This window comes from Erythrobacter sp. SD-21 (assembly GCF_000181515.1).
Lineage (GTDB): Bacteria > Pseudomonadota > Alphaproteobacteria > Sphingomonadales > Sphingomonadaceae > Qipengyuania.
Genome location: NZ_ABCG01000001.1, coordinates 173,768 through 189,583 on the forward strand (window position 1 = coordinate 173,768; position 15,816 = coordinate 189,583).

Here is a 15,816-nt window from a genome sequence, read left to right on the forward strand (position 1 = left end):
GGGTACGCGCGCCCGGTGTTTCGGGTCGCGGCCTAGGCCCCGTCGGATAGGAATGCAAGGCGAATTGGAAGTTGGCGCGGAACTATCTTTGCAAATAGTTCGCAATAGCAATAGGGTGCCGTAACTGTCCTGCTAACGGTAAGACGAGCAAGCGCCAGCAAGGGTCCCGAAAGCGCGGGGCGGGCGGCATTTTATGGGACTGAGGTGGGCCACGGCCCGAGGGTCAGCCAATGAGACGCTGGTCAACACTCTGGTGGCTGGCCTCGATCCGGCGGGCGGCGGCCCCGTCGAGCGATCGACAGATTTCCAGCCAGTAACCGTAATCCTCGGGTTGGTTTGCGGCCGCCGCCGTCTCCGCGTTGCGGATGGCCATCGGGACGGCGCGCAGGCCGTATTCGGCAAAATGGCGCAAGGCGGCCTTGGTCGTATCGCTCATGAACCCCTCCAGTTCCTCATGGTCGTTGGCGGCCATGGTCACGGCTCCGCGCTTCAGGACGCGGGCGATCGGCGAACGCGCGGCACAGCGCGCAGGCGCAAAACGTACGGACATCGGCTCAAGGACTCCCCATTTCGTGAGACCGCCACCTCGGCCTCCGGCTCTGTGTCCAATGATGTAGCTGACCCTCGCTAAACATCGGTTCCGGATCATGCTTGCAATTGTATTAAATTGCCGCTGCCGCTTTGCGAAAGCTGCGCGCTTGCCTCGCCCGATGCAGGGGCGTAAGGGGCTCGCTATTGGTACGGGTCAAGGGAACGCCGGTGTAATGCCGCGGCTGCCCCCGCAACTGTAACCGGCGAGGCACGCCCCGATGTGCCACTGTCCCGCGAGAGGGATGGGAAGGCGGGGTGAGGCCGCATGATCCGGGAGCCAGGAGACCTGCCCGCACCAGTCGTTCAGCCGCGGGCGGGGTGTACCGATGGCAAGCGGGGATGGGGCAATCCCGCCTCCTCCCGTCATGGACGGCGTGTACGGACATGATTGGAGGTAAAGTGACCAAATACCTGTTTTTGCTAAGCGCTTCGGCGCTGTGCGCTCCCGCTTATGCGCAGGATTCGAGCGAAGATGTGCTGGCCGAAATCATCGCCGCGCAGGATGATCCTTCGCCTGACACGACTGAGCTGGAAGATGGTTGGTGCTGCTATATCTCGGGCGAAAGGGTCGAGACGCCGTCGATCACCGTAACCGCAAACGGCCTCGGCACCGACATTCGCAACACCGGTCAGGCCGTAACGCTCATCGACACCAAGGAAATCGACGCGGTTCAGGGCGCCGATCCCGTGCGCGTCCTGCGCCGCACTCCGGGCCTCTCCTTCACCCGAAACGGCGGCGTGGGCGGATTTACCGGGGTGAGCCTTCGCGGTTCGGCGTCCGAGCAGGTCCTGGTGCTGGTCGACGGTGTCCGTGTGGCGGATCCGGCCGCGCCCGGTGGCGGGTTCGACTTCGGCAACCTGCTTCTTTCCAGCGTCGGCAAGTTCGACATATTGCGCGGTTCGAACAGCACGATCTGGGGCTCCGACGCCCTCGGCGGGGTCATCGATGTGACCACCCGCACCGCGACGGGGCTGGAAGGCCGGATCGAATACGGGTCACGCGACTCGCTCAGCGCCAGCGCGACCGGCGGCCTGAGTGGCGATAGCTATTTCGTCGGCCTCACCGGCTCCTATCTGCACACGGACGGCTTCTCGTCCGTCGTGGATGGCGGCGAGCTCGACGGGCTGGAGCAATACGCTCTCGGCGGCACGGCGTTTTTCGGCGTCACGCATAATATCGAACTCTTCGCCCATGCGAACTGGAGCGAGGCGGATCTCGACCTCGATGGCTTTGCGCCGCCCACCTTCGCCTTTGCCGATACGCTCGATACGCAGGAAACCCAGCGCTACTGGGGCGATGTGGGTCTGGCCTATTACGGCAACGATTTGACCCTGCGCGCCGCCTACAGTCTCGACGATACCGAGCGCTACAATTTCGACGGCGACGGGAATGTGACGTTCGGGGGCGACGGACATTCCGGACGCCTGCAATTGCGCGGTGAATATCGCGTGTTCGGTCCGCTGACGCTGGCCTTCGGGGCGGAGCACGAGTGGAGCGACTATGTCACTCTCTTCGACGCGCCCGGCTCGATCGAGACCACCGGCGGCTACGCCCAGATCGGCCTCGCCTTCGGGCGGCTGGCCGCGCATGTCGGTGGGCGGATCGACGATCACGAGCTGTTCGGCACCAAGGCGACCTATGGCGCGGACCTGTCCTATGGGCTTGGCGACGACTGGCGTGTGCGGGCGAGCCTTGGCGAGGGCTTCAAGGCGCCGACCCTGTACCAGCTGCGCAGCTTCTACGGCAATCCGGAGCTCCGCCCCGAGGCGAGCACCAGCGTCGATCTCGGCATCGAGAAGGGCCAGCGTGGGCAGGGCGTCCATGCGGCGCTGACCGGCTTCCTGCGGACGACCGACGACTTGATCGGTTTCGGCTTCGGACCCGAGCGGCCCTTCGGCGGCTACGAAAACGTGTCGCGGGCGCGTGCTGCGGGCTTCGAGCTGGAAGGCGGTTTCGACGTGACGCCGTTCCTGCGGGTGTCCGGCGTGTTTTCGCATGTCGATACCGAGGACCGCGACAGCGGTCTCGAACTGGCGCGTCGTCCGGAATATTTCGGCACTCTGTTCGCCGACTGGGAGACGCCTTTCGGGCTGAAGCTTGGCGGCGATGTGCGGTTCGTTTCGGAAAGCTTCAACGACAACGCGAATATGACGCCGCTCGACGGCTATGAAGTCTTCGATCTGCGCGCCTCCTATCCGCTGGGCGAGCGGTTCGAGCTGTTCGGCCGCGTGGAGAACGTGTTCGATGCGGATTATACGGTCGTGCAGAACTACACCACGCCCGGACGGGGGGCCTTTGTAGGGCTGAGGGCGCGGATGTGATCCGTCTCCTGCCCCTGCTGGCGCTTGCGCTCGCAGGGTGCGGGGAGGGGGCGCGCGGACCGGTCGAGGCGGCAGGCCCGACCATCGTCAGCCTCAATCCCTGTACCGATGCGATCCTGGCCGAGGTAGCAGCGCCCGGCCAGCTGCTGGCGATCTCGCATTACAGCAAGGACCCGTCCTCCAGTTCGATGACACCGCAGGATGCCGCGCGTTATCGGGCCACCGGCGGGACGGTGGAGGAGGTGCTGGCGCTCGATCCCGATGTGGTCGTGGCAAGCACTTTCCTCGCGCCCGCAACACGCGCGGCTCTGGAAGACCTCGGCCTGCGGGTCGTGACCTTCGGGGGCACTGCTACGGTCGAGGACAGCCTTGCGCAGGTGCGCGAACTTGCCACGCTTGCCGGAGATCCGGCGGCGGGCGAGCGGCTGGTGGAGGAGATCGAGGCGGCTTTGCTTGAGGCCGAGGGGCAGGGCGAACCGGTCGAGGCGGCGCTGTGGCAACCGGGCGGGATCGTGCCGGGAGAGGCTTCGTTGGTGAGCGACCTGCTGCGCCGCACCGGCTTTTCGAGTTATGCCACCGCGCGCGGCATGGCGCAGGCCGATTATCTCTCGCTCGAACAGGTCGTGGCCGATCCGCCGCAAGTGCTGTTCGTGGCGGGCAGCGAGACCGGCCAGCGTCACCCGGTTCTGGCTGGGGTCGAGGGCATGCGGCAGGAACGCTTCGACACGCGGCTGCTCTATTGCGGCGGGCCGACGATCCTGCGCGCCGTGCGCTTCCTGCAGTTGGGGAGGGAGCGCGCGTCGTGAACCGCGCCACGCTGACCTTTGCGCTGCTCCTCCTTTTGGCGCTCCCGCTATCGCTGCTGGCGGGGCGCGTGTGGATCGATCCGGCGAGTACCCCCAACGCGGCGCTGATCCTTAGCGAGCTGCGATTGCCGCGCGCCGTACTGGCGCTGGTGGTGGGCGGCGGCCTTGGTGCAGCGGGCGCGGCGATGCAGGGATACTTGCGCAACCCGCTGGCCGATCCCGGCCTCTTCGGCATCGCACCGGGTGCGGCGCTTGGAGCGGTCGTGGCGCTGTGGTTCGGCTATGCGGCGAGCGCGTGGCTGCTGCCGCTTTTCGCCTTGGTCGGCGCAGGCGGCGCGATGGCGCTGCTGGCTGCCATCGCCGGCCGCACGGGAGGTATCGCGCTGTTCACGCTGGCCGGTCTGATGGTCGCGAGCCTTGCAGGCGCGCTGACCGCGCTGGCGATCAGCATGGCGCCCAACGCCTTTGCGATGAGCGAGATCGTCCTGTGGCTGAATGGCGCGCTGACCGACCGCAGCTGGCGCGAAGTCTGGCTGGCGGCCCCGCTGGTCGCGCTGGGCGTGGCGATGCTCTGGCGTACCGGGCGCTCGCTCGACGCGCTGACGCTTGGTGAGCCGGTCGCGCGGTCGCTCGGCATCGACACTTCGCGACTGCTCTGGCTGCTCATCCTCGGCATCGGCCTCACTGTGGGGGCGAGCGTGGCGGTGGCGGGTATCATCGGCTTCGTCGGTCTGATCGTTCCGCACCTCGTCCGCCCGCTGACCGATCGCAGGCCCTCGCAGTTGATCGTGCCGAGCGCGCTGGCGGGTGCTCTGCTCGTGCTGGTGGCGGACAGCCTCGTGCGAGTTCTTCCGCTGGTGACCGAACTACGGCTCGGAATTGCGTTGAGCTTGCTCGGCGCGCCCTTCTTCCTGTGGCTGTTGATCCGGATGCGGAGCGGGCTGGCATGACGCTCGCAGCGAAAAACGTTTCGCTCGGCGAGCGGCTAAGAGACATTTCCTGCGCGCTGCGACCGGGAGAGATCACCACGATCTGCGGCCCGAACGGCGCAGGCAAGTCCTCGCTCCTGCAAGCGCTGGCGAGCCTCCTTCCTTTGGACGGCGGAGAGGTCACCCTCGACGGCGAGGCGCTCGCTGGCCACGCGCAGCGCGCCAAACGTATTGGCTATCTCCCGCAAGCTCCCGAGATCGCGTGGGACGTTACCGTCCGAAGCCTCGTCGAACTTGGCCGCATCCCGCACCGCGATGTGGCCCGCGGGCCGGTCGAGGCCGCGATCGCAGCGCTGGACCTCACCGCCTTCGAGCAACGCCGCGCGCAGACGCTTTCGGGCGGCGAACAGGCACGGGTCCTGCTCGCGCGCGTCTTGGCAGGCGAGCCGGAATGGATACTCGCGGATGAGCCCCTGGCCGCGCTGGATCTCTCGCACCAGCACGCCCTCATCGGCCATCTGCGCGCATCGGCAGGCGAGGGGAGGGGCGTCCTCGTTGTGTTTCACGATCTGGCCATGGCGCGCAATCATGCCGACCGCGTACTGGTGCTCAATCAGGGGCGGCTCGTGGCCGATGCGGTGCCGTCGGAGGCGCTATCCGTCGAGCGCATTCGCGAGGTCTGGGGCGTGGAAACGCAGTGGCTCGGCGAGGAGGGAAAGCGGGCACTCGCCAGCGTTTGAGGCGTTGGGTCCTTATGGATCGCACAACACTTCAGAACGACTGGTTCGACCTCACCCGCGAGCGAATGCCGCAAGCGGCGCAGGCGCGCGGATGGCCGGTGCAGTTCGACCATTGTTTCCAGCGCATCCTGCTCGACAATGCGGTGGGCGCAAAGTGGACCGAGGAAATTCCTGCACCCGCCTATCGAAACGCGCCGGACGAGATCTTGCAGCGCGCCGTTGCGCTTGGTCGCGCGGCCATGGAAGGCACGGAAGACCTTGCCGAGCTCAACCGCAATTCGCTCGGTTTCCGCGGCAAACTTTAGCACACGAAAAAAGGGGCGAACCGCGCGGTTCGCCCCTCCATTTCGGATAACCCGACAGCTTACTCCGTGGCGTCGCCCGGAAGTAGTCCGTCCGAAACTTCGCTGTCCGCCGCTTCGTCGCCGGCGACAAGGCCGCGGGCTTCGAGCATCGGGGTTACGTCGGGTGCGCGACCGGCGAAGTTTTCGAACATCTTGAAGTAGTCCATCGTGCCGCCGCGGCTGAGCACGGTGGCGCGATAGTGGTCGCCATTGGCGCGCGTCAGGCCGCCGTTGTCGAGGAACCACTTGCGGCTGTCGCGGTCGAGCATTTCGGTCCACAGATAGCTGTAATAGCCTGCCGAATACCCGGCCGGGCCGCTGAAGATGTGGTTGAAATAGGTGCTGCGATAGCGCGGCGGGACGAGATCGATCTCGAGACCCAGCTCTTCGAGCGACTTGCGTTCAAAGGCGGTGACCTTCTCCGGCGTGTCGAGCGCGGCGGCCTCATCCTTAGACAGTGCGGCCCATTTCATGTCCAGCAGGGCCGCTTCGACCACTTCGCCAAAATCATAGCCCTGGTTGAACTTTGAAGCTGCCTCGATCCGGTCGACCATCGCCTGCGGGATGGTTTCCCCAGTCTGGTAGTGCTTGGCGTAATTGCGCAGCACTTCGGGATAGGTCGCCCACATCTCGTGGACCTGGCTCGGATATTCGACGAAATCGCGAGCGGTCGACGTGCCCGAGAGGCTTTCGTAACGCTGGTCGGCGAAGAAGCCGTGCAGCGCGTGGCCGAACTCGTGGAAGGTCGTATTGACCCAGTCGAAGCTCACCAGCTGCGGTTCGCCCGCGGGTGCCTTCGGGATGTTGAGCACGTTGTAGATCACCGGCTTGGTGCCCCACAGGTGGCTCTGGTCGACGAAGTTACTCATCCACGCACCGCCGCGCTTGGAGGGGCGCTGGAACGGGTCGAAGTAGAACAGGCCCAGTTCGCTGCCGTCGCGATCGAAGACAGTGTAGGTCCACACGTCGGGGTGATAGACCGGCAGGTCCGTGCGGCGTTCGAAGGTCAGGCCATAGAGCTTTTCGGCCATGTAGAAGACGCCATCCTCCAGCACCTTGTCGAGCTGGAAGTACTCCATCATCGCGTCTTCATCGAGGTTATACTGCTCGGCCTTGATGCGGTTGGCATAGCGATACCAGTCCCACGGTTTTACCTCGTAATCGCCGCCATCGGCAGCGATCGCGGCGTTGAGCATGGCGGCTTCGCGCCGCTGGGTCGCGGCAAGGGCCGGCACCATCTGCTCCATGAATCCGAGTGCGGTTTTGGGGTTCTCCGCCATGCGATCCCACATGGTGTAGGTCGCCCAGTCGGGCTTGCCGAACAGGGCCGCCTTCTCCGCGCGCAATTCGGCGATGCGCGCGATCAGCAGGCGCGTATCGATATCGGTCGTGCCGTCAGCGCGGTGATAGCTGGCCATGAACAGCTTCTCGCGGGCGGCGCGATTAGTCATGCTCGGCAGGAGGGGCTGCTGGGTCGTGTTCTGCAGCGCAATGGCATACTTGCCATCGTCACCCAGTTCGTTGGCGAATTCGGCGGCCGAGGCGATATCGGCGTCCGATAGACCGGCAAGGTCGCTGCGACTGTCGAAGATCACCGGCTGCTCAGCCATGGCGTCCTTGGCCTGCTGGCTGAATTCGGTGGTAAGCGTGGACAGTTCGGTGTTGATCGCCTTCACGCGTTCGCGCTCCGCCTCGGTAAGGAGTGCACCTGCCTGAACCATGCGGTCATAGGTCTTTTCAAGCAGCGTCGCGTCTTCGGGTGTCATCGTCATCGCGGCGCGATTGTCGTAGACGGCCTTCACACGGGCGAAGAGTTCCGGGTCCAACGTAATGCTGTCGCCATGTGCGGTCAGCTTCGGGCTGATCTCGGTGTTGATCTCGTCGAGACGGTCTGTGGTGTTCGTGCCGGTCAGAGCGAAGAACACGCGGCTTACGCGACCGAGCATACGGCCCGATTTCTCGAGCGCCACGATGGTGTTCTCGAAGGTCGGTGCGTCGGGATTGGCCTTGATGGCTTCCACTTCGGCCTTCTGGATCGCCATGCCCTGCTCGAAGGCCGGAATGTAATCGTCTTCCGAGACGGCAGCGAAATCGGGTGCGAGGAAGGGAAGGTTGCTGTCCGATGCGAAATAACCGGTACCCTCGGGGACCGACACGGCGGCATCTACTGCGGCGTCTGCAATGGGATTCATCTCTCCCCCCGGGGCGGTTGTGCAAGCTGAAAGAAGGGCGGCTGCGGCGGTGGTGGCCAGGATTTGGGCCTTCATGGTCTCTCCATTTACTAGCAAGGTCTGCAAACTAACGCGCGAAGGCGAAGGATGGTTGCAGTTGCGACAATTTGCGTGAAGCGGACTGGCGACTTCGACGCAAGGAACGCGCGGCGAACCGTCGAATAGGGTCTACGAACGGCAATCAGCCGCCTTTGAGCGCCTCACCCTGTCCGCGTTCGGCCTGGTTTCGCGCCGCCATGGCGGCTTCGTCTAACGCCTGGCTATTGACAGTCATCACTCGCGGACGGCCGCCGTCGTCAACCACCAGCCACAGCGAACCCAGTTCGAAGAAAGCGCCCTGGTCCTTCTCGACTGTCATTTGCGAAAGGTCCAGCCGTTGCAGCAGGTCCAGCATCCGTTCGTTGAAAATGTCGTCGAACAGCATGTCGATCTGCTCCCGGCTCAGCTCGTGGCGTTCGCCCTCCTCGTCGATGTAGAGAAGGGGAATGCCCACTTGTTCGAGGATACGCGCGCGGTCGCCACTCTCGGCCGCTTCGCGCAGCGCCGATATTGCCGTCTCGAACTGGCTGGGCGTGGTACCCGTCGCGCAGGAAATCGCGCCGCCCTTTACCGCGTCATGCGCGCGGTCGAACTCGATATCGGGGTTGTCCTGTTCGGACCAGGCCATCAGCAGGCAGTTCTCGCCCGGATCGGGCTTGGCGTTCGCCTGGACACTGCGGAGCAATTGCTCGTTCGGCGGATCGCTCCCGACGGCCTCCTCGGTTACCGGCGAACAGGCAGTCGTCGCTGCCGCCAGCAGGAGGATCGCCGTAATTCTGAGGGGATCGGTGGTCATGGAACTTTCGCTGGGTAAGTGACGACAGGTTCGTAAAGCGAGCCGCTTTGGCGCAGATGACTTTCATATAATATGTAGTGATCGACCTGCCATGGGCCAAGGGCGAGGTCCGTGTTGCGTGTGAGGAACGGGACAAGGGGGCCGGACGAGGTATTGAGGCGTGCGAGCGTTATGTGTGGGGTAAACTTCCGCGTCTCCGCCGGGAGGCCGCAACTCTGGCAAAGCCGCTCTATTCGGCGATGCAAACGGATCAGCGGTTCGCTTGGCCGGAGCGCGGCCCAAATGGCACTGGGTGTGCCTTTTCTCGCGAAAAAGCCGCAACCTGCGATGGATAACTCGAAGGGTTCGAAGCTAATTTTCGCTGCGGCCTCGGCAAGATCGTCGGCTAGGTGGGCACCGGCCTCGCCGACGTAGCGCAGCGTCAGGTGAAGCTGGTCGTCATCCTGCCAGCGAGCGTTGTCGATCCCGCTCATACTGTCGAGCAGGGCTTCCCGAATGGTGGGAGGCGGACGAAGGCCGAAGAAGAGGCGGTGGCTCATCTAACTGCGATTGTGGATCCACAAGCGATTGTTCGGAACCAGGGTAGGGACGGGGCTAAGTCCAAAGGGTCTCCACCTCCATTCTTGGCGCTCGCAACGAAGTTTTTTCAACCTATCGGTGAGAAGGGCGGAGCACGCGAGCCTCGCTCGTGCTTCGAATAGAAGTGTGGGAAGCGTACCTGCTTGTGCCGCCAGTCTTTGTTCTATCTAGCTAGCTGTCACAGCTGTCGAGCCAAGTTCGCGTGGATCTTCGTAGGAAGCCTCCAGGAATATCTTGGCGCGACGTTCCGAACGAAACTCGAGCCCCCGCGCAACCTTGCCGGCAGCATGCGTATAATTGAGCTCTCCTGCGATGGCTTCATAATCGCCATCGGCGATCGCTTGGTTCAGCCGCGGGCTTTCCCTTTCCGAGACGTTACCAAGACCGACATTGTATACGAGGTCAAGAAGCGCGTCGAACTCATGCTGATAGAGCGGCAAGTCGCCGACCAAAATTCGAACTCCGCGTTCGGCAACCTCGAGATCCTGTTCGAGAAACTCGAGAACCTGTTCGTCGCTGATGCGATCGCCAACGCGCAAATTGTCTGCGGGACGAATGAGATGCCCGACGCCAACGGTGGGATAACCGGCAACGTCTCGATAGACGGTATAGCGCACGCCCTCTTCTTCGATGAGCGCTTGCTTGAATTCGTCGCTTGCGTTGAGCAGAGCGGCGGGTTTTCGGCTATCTTCCAGATCGGATACCGTGAGCGATACCGCAGGTTGCGGGGTAATTTGGCTTTTGCTGGCCGGCGGACCAGTGAAGGCCGCCAAACTCATGGCGCCTGCCCCCATCAGTAAAGACGCACGCTTGCGAGTAGAAAGGCGGGGTTTGACCTCATACACCTTCGATGCCGCTTGGCGCGCACGTTTAAGGTCCCTGCGATGGCGGCGATGGCGACGGATGCGGGACAAAAAGGACTTTACGCCTTTTTGCTCACCTGCATGGGGAGTGGATGTCCAGTTTTCGTCGTCAAGCGGCCGATCCAGTTCCGACATAAGGGCTTTGAGTCGTGCACTCTGAACCGAATGGATATCAGACGGTTTCGTCAGGTTCCGGTCGATCGACACCTTTCGCGCTGGGATTTGTGTCTCTGACATAAATGGGGTGGGCCTCGTAAAACTTTGTTTCAAATCCGGAAATGAGCTTTGAAGATCCGGCTGACCGCTTCGTCCTCTTCACTGAAACGGAAGCAGGACGGGGTCGATGTACTTGTTAAACGGACAAAGTACGCGAAAAGGTCCACGCTTCACCGACGCTAAGAAACGGATGGGGGATGGTGTGGTGGCGATCAGGCGGCGGACCGAACCCGGTTGCGGCCCTCATTCTTGGCCTTGTAGCAGGCCGCATCGGCACGGTGTAGCACGTCGTCCAGTTTCTCGCCCGGATGCCAGCTTGCCAGTCCGATCGAGGCAGAGGTTTCGAAGCTGCCCGTGTGCGATTCATCCAGTGCAATCCTGGCAATGTCGCGGCGCAGTTCTTCAGCAATGGATCGCGCCTTCTCGAAATCCTCGCTGTCCAGAATGGCGACAAATTCTTCGCCACCCAAGCGGAAAGCAAGATCACTTGTACCATCCATCCTTTCCAGACAGTTGCGGATGGCAGAGGCCGTAGCGACCAGCACGCGATCGCCTGCCGCGTGGCCGAACCGATCATTGATGCTCTTGAACCGGTCAAGGTCGATCATGAGCACTTGTCGCAGTTGTCCCTCCTGACCGTCATCGCGCTCTTCGAAGAGCTTGCGGCGGTTGTAGAGACCGGTCAGTGGATCGCGCACGCCGAGGTATTCAGCGTGTGCAAGTGCGTCGGAAAGATCTTCGGAGAGCTGGCGGTTTTCAACCAGTACCGCAGCGGCAGTCACGATATGCTCGCCCGTGTTGTAGGCGTACATTCGAATGCCGATCGCGGTAAGGGCTGCCACTGCTATTACCCAGGGATTTGCGAAAGTAGGCTGAAACGCTACTTGTCCGCAAATAGTCAGGAAGAAACTGGCCAGCATTGCATCTCGTGGGCCGCGCATTGCGGCTAGGGTCACGGGAACTAGCGTCAACGTGACCAGTACGACACAGTTTACCAGCAATACTGCCGCAAAGGGCGTACCTGAGGGTGCTGGTAGTAGCAGCAATGCCAAAGACAAGCCGGTAAGTGCCATTCCCAGCACCATCAACCGGTGTGGGCCCTTTGTTGGGCGGCTCTTTCGCACTGCGTTGGCCAGGTTGCGGGCTGCCCGGCGAGTGAAGAGAAAGGAGACGAACCGCAGGGCCAGAAGGGCATAGAACGGCTCTGGGAAACTATAGAATCCGAACCCAACCGCCAACAGAACGAGGGCGAGAATGCTCGACGTAAGCGAACGCCGCTCGCGTTCGAGCATGGCGATCATCGTCTCCTGCTGCACCTCATGCGGGTCGACAGTCACAGGCCCGCTCGATGCGCGGGTTGCAGGATGCGGAGTATGTGCCACGAATGCCGGTCGGTTTCCTCTCGCGGTTCATGGTAACGCAGAAAAGTTAACGAATTGCCTCGTGACGTTAATCTCTTGGGAAAGGTGTTAGCGCATGGCTACATCCTGTCCCGTGGGCAATTACAGGATGAAGTCACCGGCGGTGAGGTCCTCGGTCCCGTCGACCGCGATGAGGAAGTCGGCCGCACCGTCGCCGTCGACATCGCCGGCTACGTAGAGCCTTCCGCCATTGGCGTACCAGCGCAATTCTCCCGCGATTCCGGAAAAGGCGGAGCGTCCGACAAAAGTGAAGCTATCGTTCTCGCCGCCGCTAATGGCATCAATCTGCGATAGGTCGATCCGGTCGCCCTCGGGACGGGAGAAATCCATAATCGTGTCGGCAAGACTGGCAAAGGCGCTGCTATGCCCGGTGTCGCCGAACAGGAACCGGTCGGCACCAGACCCGCCAGTCATGATGTCTTTGCCCCAGCTACCTGTCAGCGCGTCGTTGCCTGCGCCTCCGAAAAGTAGATCGTTGTCACCGCCACCGTCGAGACGATCGTTGCCATCGAGGCCGTAGAGCACGTCATCGTGGAGGCCGCCCTCGATAATATCGTCGCCCGCATCGCCGTAGAGCTGGTCGTTGCCGTTCCCGCCCTTGAGGAAATCGCTGCCCAAGCCGCCGAACAGGGTATCCTTACCCTGTCCGCCTAGAAGAAAGTCAGCGCCTTCTCCACCGCGGAGGACGTCGTTACCCAGTCCGCCTTCCAACAGATCGTTGCCGTCTTCTCCCCACAACCCATCGTTCCCGTCGAGACCCTTCAGAACGTCATCTCCGGAAAGCCCATTTAGTATGTTGGATGAAGAGTCGCCGACCAGCATGTCGCCGAACTGCGAACCGGTAACATTTTCGATCGATGAAAGAAGGTCGAACCCCGCACCAAGAGTATCTTGGCTTGAAAGAACCCAAAGCTTGACCTGTACACCGGCTCCAGCGTCTCTATAGCTTACCGTATCAAAGCCCCAGCCGCCATTGATCTCGTCATCTCCAAGCCCGCCCTCGAGTAGATCGTTGCCGTAGCCGCCGCCGAGAACGTCGTTGCCGTCGCCGCCATAGACGACGTCGTCCGATGCTTCGCCGAATAGTAAATCGGAACCTTCGCCGCCTCGCAATTCGTCCGATCCGCCACCTCCGTGGAGCATGTTGTCCGCAACGCTACCGTACAACACGTCGTCGAAAGCCGAGCCGATGACCTGTTCGATAGAACGCAGGGTGTCCTTTCCTTCGCTTTGCGAATGCACGATCCGCCAACGCAGGGTGATCGCACTGCTCGCACCGGAATAATCCACCGTGTCGAAGCCGTATCCACCATCCAGCAGGTCGTCGCCAGTACCGCCGAACAGAATGTCGTTGTCACCGCCGCCGTCGAGGCTGTCGTTCCCGTCAAGGCCATAGAGCACGTCATCGTGGAGGCCGCCCTCGATAATATCGTCGCCCGCTTCGCCGTAGAGTTGATCGTTCCCGTTCCCGCCTTTGAGGAAATCGCTGCTCGTGCCGCCAAAGAGGTAATCGATACCTTCTCCACCGAGGAGGAGATCGGCACCTTCTCCACCGCGAAGAACGTCGCTGCCACCCCCCCCTTCCAGCTGATCGTTTCCGTGTCCTCCCCACAAGACGTCGTTCCCGTCGAGGCCCTTGATTAGGTCGTCTCCGGAAAGCCCCTCGATAATATTGAACGTAAAGTCGCCGACCAGCACGTCGCCGAACTGCGAACCGGATATATTTTCGATCGATGAGAGGGTGTCGAATCCCGCGCCGAGAGTATCCTGACTCGATAAAACCCAGAGCTTGACTTGTACGCCGGCTCCGGCGTCCGTGTAGCTTGCCGTGTCGAAACCCCAGCCTCCCCGGATTTCGTCATCGCCACGCCCGCCCTCGAGAAAGTCGTCGCCATAGCCACCGCCAAGGACGTCGTTGCCGTCGCCGCCACAGACGATGTCGTCCGATGCCTCGCCAAATAGGACATCGGAACCTTTGCCACCTCGCAATTCGTCCGATCCGGCGCCTCCGTGGAAGGTGTCGTCGGCACCGCTACCATGCATCAAGTCGTCGAAATCCGAGCCGATGACTCGTTCAATTGAGCGCAGCGAATCCTTTCCTTCGCTTTCCGAATACACGATGCGCCAACGCAGACTTATTGCGCTGGTCGAAGCGGAATAATCCACCGTGTCGAAGCCATACCCGCCATGCAGAAAGTCATCGCCAGAACCACCTGCCATGAAATCGTCGCCACCGCGGCCATAGATTTCATCGTCCCCTGCACCGCCCCACATGTAACGGCCACCGAAAATGACGTTGTCGGAACTATTTCCGGTGATGCGCGCCTCGGTGTTCATACCGATGATGCGCTCGATATTGTCGGGCAGGGTAAAATTAAGCGCGCTGGTCCGGATAGTGTCGTACCCACCACCTTCGAGCTCGACGACATCGGGGAAGAACCCCCAGCCACCGTAGACGAGATTGTAGAGATCGTCTCCGCCACCGCCGTAAATCGTGTGTTCCTGGTAAGGGACGAACGATTCCGAAGCATCGGTTCCGAACAGTTCGCCCGCGCCGGTTCCAATGATCCAACCGTCCCGCGCGGCTTCGGTGAAGAGCAGAGCGTTCATCTGCACGAGGACATCGGCATAGGCCGGGTCGGCGGCGAGATTGTCGATATTGTGGAGGTCCCCGGCGGCGTAGAGTTCGACATCGCCGCTGGCATAGCGCGTATAGCGCCAGTCATTATTACGGATGGAGACGTTGCCGTCCACGGATGTGATTGCCACTCCATCGTCCAGCAAGGCCGGGTTCTCGATGAAGGGGACCAGGCTCCGGCCGTCGAGGCCTTGCGGTATTGCGAGCCCGGTCAAGTCGAGCAAAGTCGGCATCAGGTCGACGAGTTCCACGACTTGATCGACCAATTGTCCGTCGTCCGCCGTGCCGGGCTGGGCAATGACGAATGGCGCGCGGGCCGCGTCTTCCCACAGGGTGAATTTACCCCACTGATTCTTGTCACCGAGGTGGTAGCCGTGATCAGTCCACAACACGACTGTCGTGCTCTCGATGAGGCCGCTTTCGTCGAGTTGATCGAGCAGTTGCCTTAACAGATGGTCTGCGTAACTGATTGCCGCGAGATAGGCCTGCATCGCTTCCGGCCCAGCGTCGGACGGGTCGATATTCCATCGCTACGGATTGGCCAAAGCGAGCGCGGATGCCGGTAGATCGGCCAGATCGTCCATTGGGAAATCGGTCATTACAATCGATTCTAGCGGATAGAGGTCGTAGAACTCCTGAGGGACGACCCAATTCAGGTGGGGCTTGTTGATGCCCACGAACATCGCGAAGGGATCGTCCGACGAATAGGATTGCAACAGTTCAATCGCCTGCGCGACATTGACCTCATCGCCGTTTTCAGAGCGATCATCCGGCTCCATAACGCCGATCTCGCGTCCGCCCACATCTTCGCGTTCTTCGAAGATATAGTCGGCAAAACGCGAACCATAGTCGTCCGGCACGCGCGGAGTATGCATGACCTTGCCGATCATGCTGGTGTGATACCCCGCGTTCATGAACTGAGACATCAGCAGGTCATCAGCCTGAACCGCGTTCCAGTATTCAACCGCGTTGTTATGGACGCCAGTGTGGGCGGGAGAGAGACCGGTCATGGCCGAGGTGCGCGAGGGGTTGCAGAGCGCGACCTGCGAGAAACCGTTCTCGAAAGTGGTGCCCATGGCCATCAGCCGGTCGATATTCGGCGTGTGAACCGTGCCGCCGTAATACTGCTGGAAGAAGGCGAACGCCGCCAGATCGTCAATCGAAACAACTAAAACAGACACGAATTCTTGCCCCTGAGCCGCGCGCGCACCGCTTCCCCAGCGGCTTGCGTCGCGAACAAATCAATTCAATACTTCGATGTGAAACCCGCTTTCCGGTTGAGAAACCGTGCCGATGTGACA

Annotated in this window: 12 protein-coding genes, 1 pseudogene and 1 riboswitch; of the genes and pseudogenes, 5 read left to right on the forward strand and 8 right to left on the reverse strand. The window is 61.9% G+C overall.

The window, feature by feature from the left end:
• Positions 1-223: 223 nt before the first annotated feature.
• Positions 224-550, reverse strand: a complete 327-nt coding sequence (locus tag ED21_RS00925) for a hypothetical protein (protein WP_006831922.1) — start codon at positions 548-550, stop codon at positions 224-226.
• Positions 551-719: 169 nt separating this feature from the next.
• Positions 720-900: riboswitch (cobalamin riboswitch) on the forward strand.
• Positions 901-990: 90 nt separating this feature from the next.
• Between ED21_RS00925 and ED21_RS00930 the strand changes: the two genes are divergently transcribed.
• The 5 genes from ED21_RS00930 to ED21_RS00950 are packed head-to-tail and all read left to right on the forward strand — an operon-like array spanning position 991 to position 5,693.
• The gene (locus ED21_RS00930) at positions 991-2,913 is read left to right on the forward strand and encodes a TonB-dependent siderophore receptor (protein WP_198005790.1); all 1,923 of its coding nucleotides are present in this window, start codon (positions 991-993) and stop codon (positions 2,911-2,913) included.
• A complete protein-coding gene (locus ED21_RS00935; protein ID WP_006831924.1) occupies positions 2,910-3,719 on the forward strand; it encodes an ABC transporter substrate-binding protein in 810 nt (269 codons plus the stop codon). Before ED21_RS00930 ends, ED21_RS00935 begins: the two co-directional genes overlap by 4 nt.
• Positions 3,716-4,669 carry an iron ABC transporter permease gene (locus ED21_RS00940; RefSeq protein WP_006831925.1) on the forward strand — a complete coding sequence of 318 codons (954 nt, stop codon included), beginning with the start codon at positions 3,716-3,718 and terminating at the stop codon, positions 4,667-4,669. Before ED21_RS00935 ends, ED21_RS00940 begins: the two co-directional genes overlap by 4 nt.
• Entirely contained in the window at positions 4,666-5,388 is a 723-nt protein-coding gene (locus ED21_RS00945) for an ABC transporter ATP-binding protein (RefSeq protein WP_006831926.1), read from the forward strand. The genes ED21_RS00940 and ED21_RS00945 overlap by 4 nt, the downstream gene beginning before the upstream one ends.
• Before the next feature lie 14 nt (positions 5,389-5,402).
• Positions 5,403-5,693: a hypothetical protein gene (locus ED21_RS00950; protein ID WP_006831927.1), complete on the forward strand. Its 291-nt coding sequence runs from the start codon at positions 5,403-5,405 to the stop codon at positions 5,691-5,693.
• 59 nt (positions 5,694-5,752) lie between these two features.
• Here ED21_RS00950 and ED21_RS00955 read toward each other — a convergent pair whose 3' ends face one another.
• The 7 genes and pseudogenes from ED21_RS00955 to ED21_RS00985 form a co-directional block, all read right to left on the reverse strand.
• Positions 5,753-7,999, reverse strand: coding sequence for a M3 family metallopeptidase (locus tag ED21_RS00955; RefSeq protein WP_083800347.1), 2,247 nt, complete (start codon positions 7,997-7,999; stop codon positions 5,753-5,755).
• Positions 8,000-8,144: 145 nt separating this feature from the next.
• Positions 8,145-8,798 carry a hypothetical protein gene (locus ED21_RS00960; RefSeq protein ID WP_006831929.1) on the reverse strand — a complete coding sequence of 218 codons (654 nt, stop codon included), beginning with the start codon at positions 8,796-8,798 and terminating at the stop codon, positions 8,145-8,147.
• Positions 8,795-9,337 carry an RNA 2',3'-cyclic phosphodiesterase gene (thpR, locus tag ED21_RS00965; protein WP_006831930.1) on the reverse strand — a complete coding sequence of 181 codons (543 nt, stop codon included), beginning with the start codon at positions 9,335-9,337 and terminating at the stop codon, positions 8,795-8,797. The genes ED21_RS00960 and thpR overlap by 4 nt, the downstream gene beginning before the upstream one ends.
• Before the next feature lie 207 nt (positions 9,338-9,544).
• Positions 9,545-10,447 carry a lysozyme gene (locus ED21_RS00970; protein ID WP_198005791.1) on the reverse strand — a complete coding sequence of 301 codons (903 nt, stop codon included), beginning with the start codon at positions 10,445-10,447 and terminating at the stop codon, positions 9,545-9,547.
• A 221-nt stretch (positions 10,448-10,668) separates the two neighbouring features.
• Positions 10,669-11,757: a diguanylate cyclase gene (locus ED21_RS14975; protein WP_198005792.1), complete on the reverse strand. Its 1,089-nt coding sequence runs from the start codon at positions 11,755-11,757 to the stop codon at positions 10,669-10,671.
• 201 nt (positions 11,758-11,958) lie between these two features.
• A complete protein-coding gene (locus ED21_RS00980) occupies positions 11,959-14,487 on the reverse strand; it encodes a calcium-binding protein (protein ID WP_369765481.1) in 2,529 nt (842 codons plus the stop codon).
• Positions 14,485-15,696 (reverse strand): annotated as a pseudogene (locus ED21_RS00985) (sulfatase-like hydrolase/transferase); the annotation flags it as partial. The pseudogene ED21_RS00985 and the gene ED21_RS00980, both read right to left, overlap by 3 nt.
• Positions 15,697-15,816: the final 120 nt, after the last annotated feature.

Bases quoted from the DNA above. Each gene is read 5' to 3' on its own strand.
- ED21_RS00925 (WP_006831922.1), bottom strand. From the start codon at position 550: ATGTCCGTACGTTTTGCGCCTGCGCGCTGTGCCGCGCGTTCGCCGATC.
- ED21_RS00945 (WP_006831926.1), top strand. From the start codon at position 4,666: ATGACGCTCGCAGCGAAAAACGTTTCGCTCGGCGAGCGGCTAAGAGAC.
- ED21_RS00950 (WP_006831927.1), top strand. From the start codon at position 5,403: ATGGATCGCACAACACTTCAGAACGACTGGTTCGACCTCACCCGCGAG.
- ED21_RS00955 (WP_083800347.1), bottom strand. From the start codon at position 7,999: ATGAAGGCCCAAATCCTGGCCACCACCGCCGCAGCCGCCCTTCTTTCA.
- ED21_RS00960 (WP_006831929.1), bottom strand. From the start codon at position 8,798: ATGACCACCGATCCCCTCAGAATTACGGCGATCCTCCTGCTGGCGGCA.
- thpR (WP_006831930.1), bottom strand. From the start codon at position 9,337: ATGAGCCACCGCCTCTTCTTCGGCCTTCGTCCGCCTCCCACCATTCGG.
- ED21_RS14975 (WP_198005792.1), bottom strand. From the start codon at position 11,757: ATGATCGCCATGCTCGAACGCGAGCGGCGTTCGCTTACGTCGAGCATT.
- ED21_RS00980 (WP_369765481.1), bottom strand. From the start codon at position 14,487: ATGAACGCTCTGCTCTTCACCGAAGCCGCGCGGGACGGTTGGATCATT.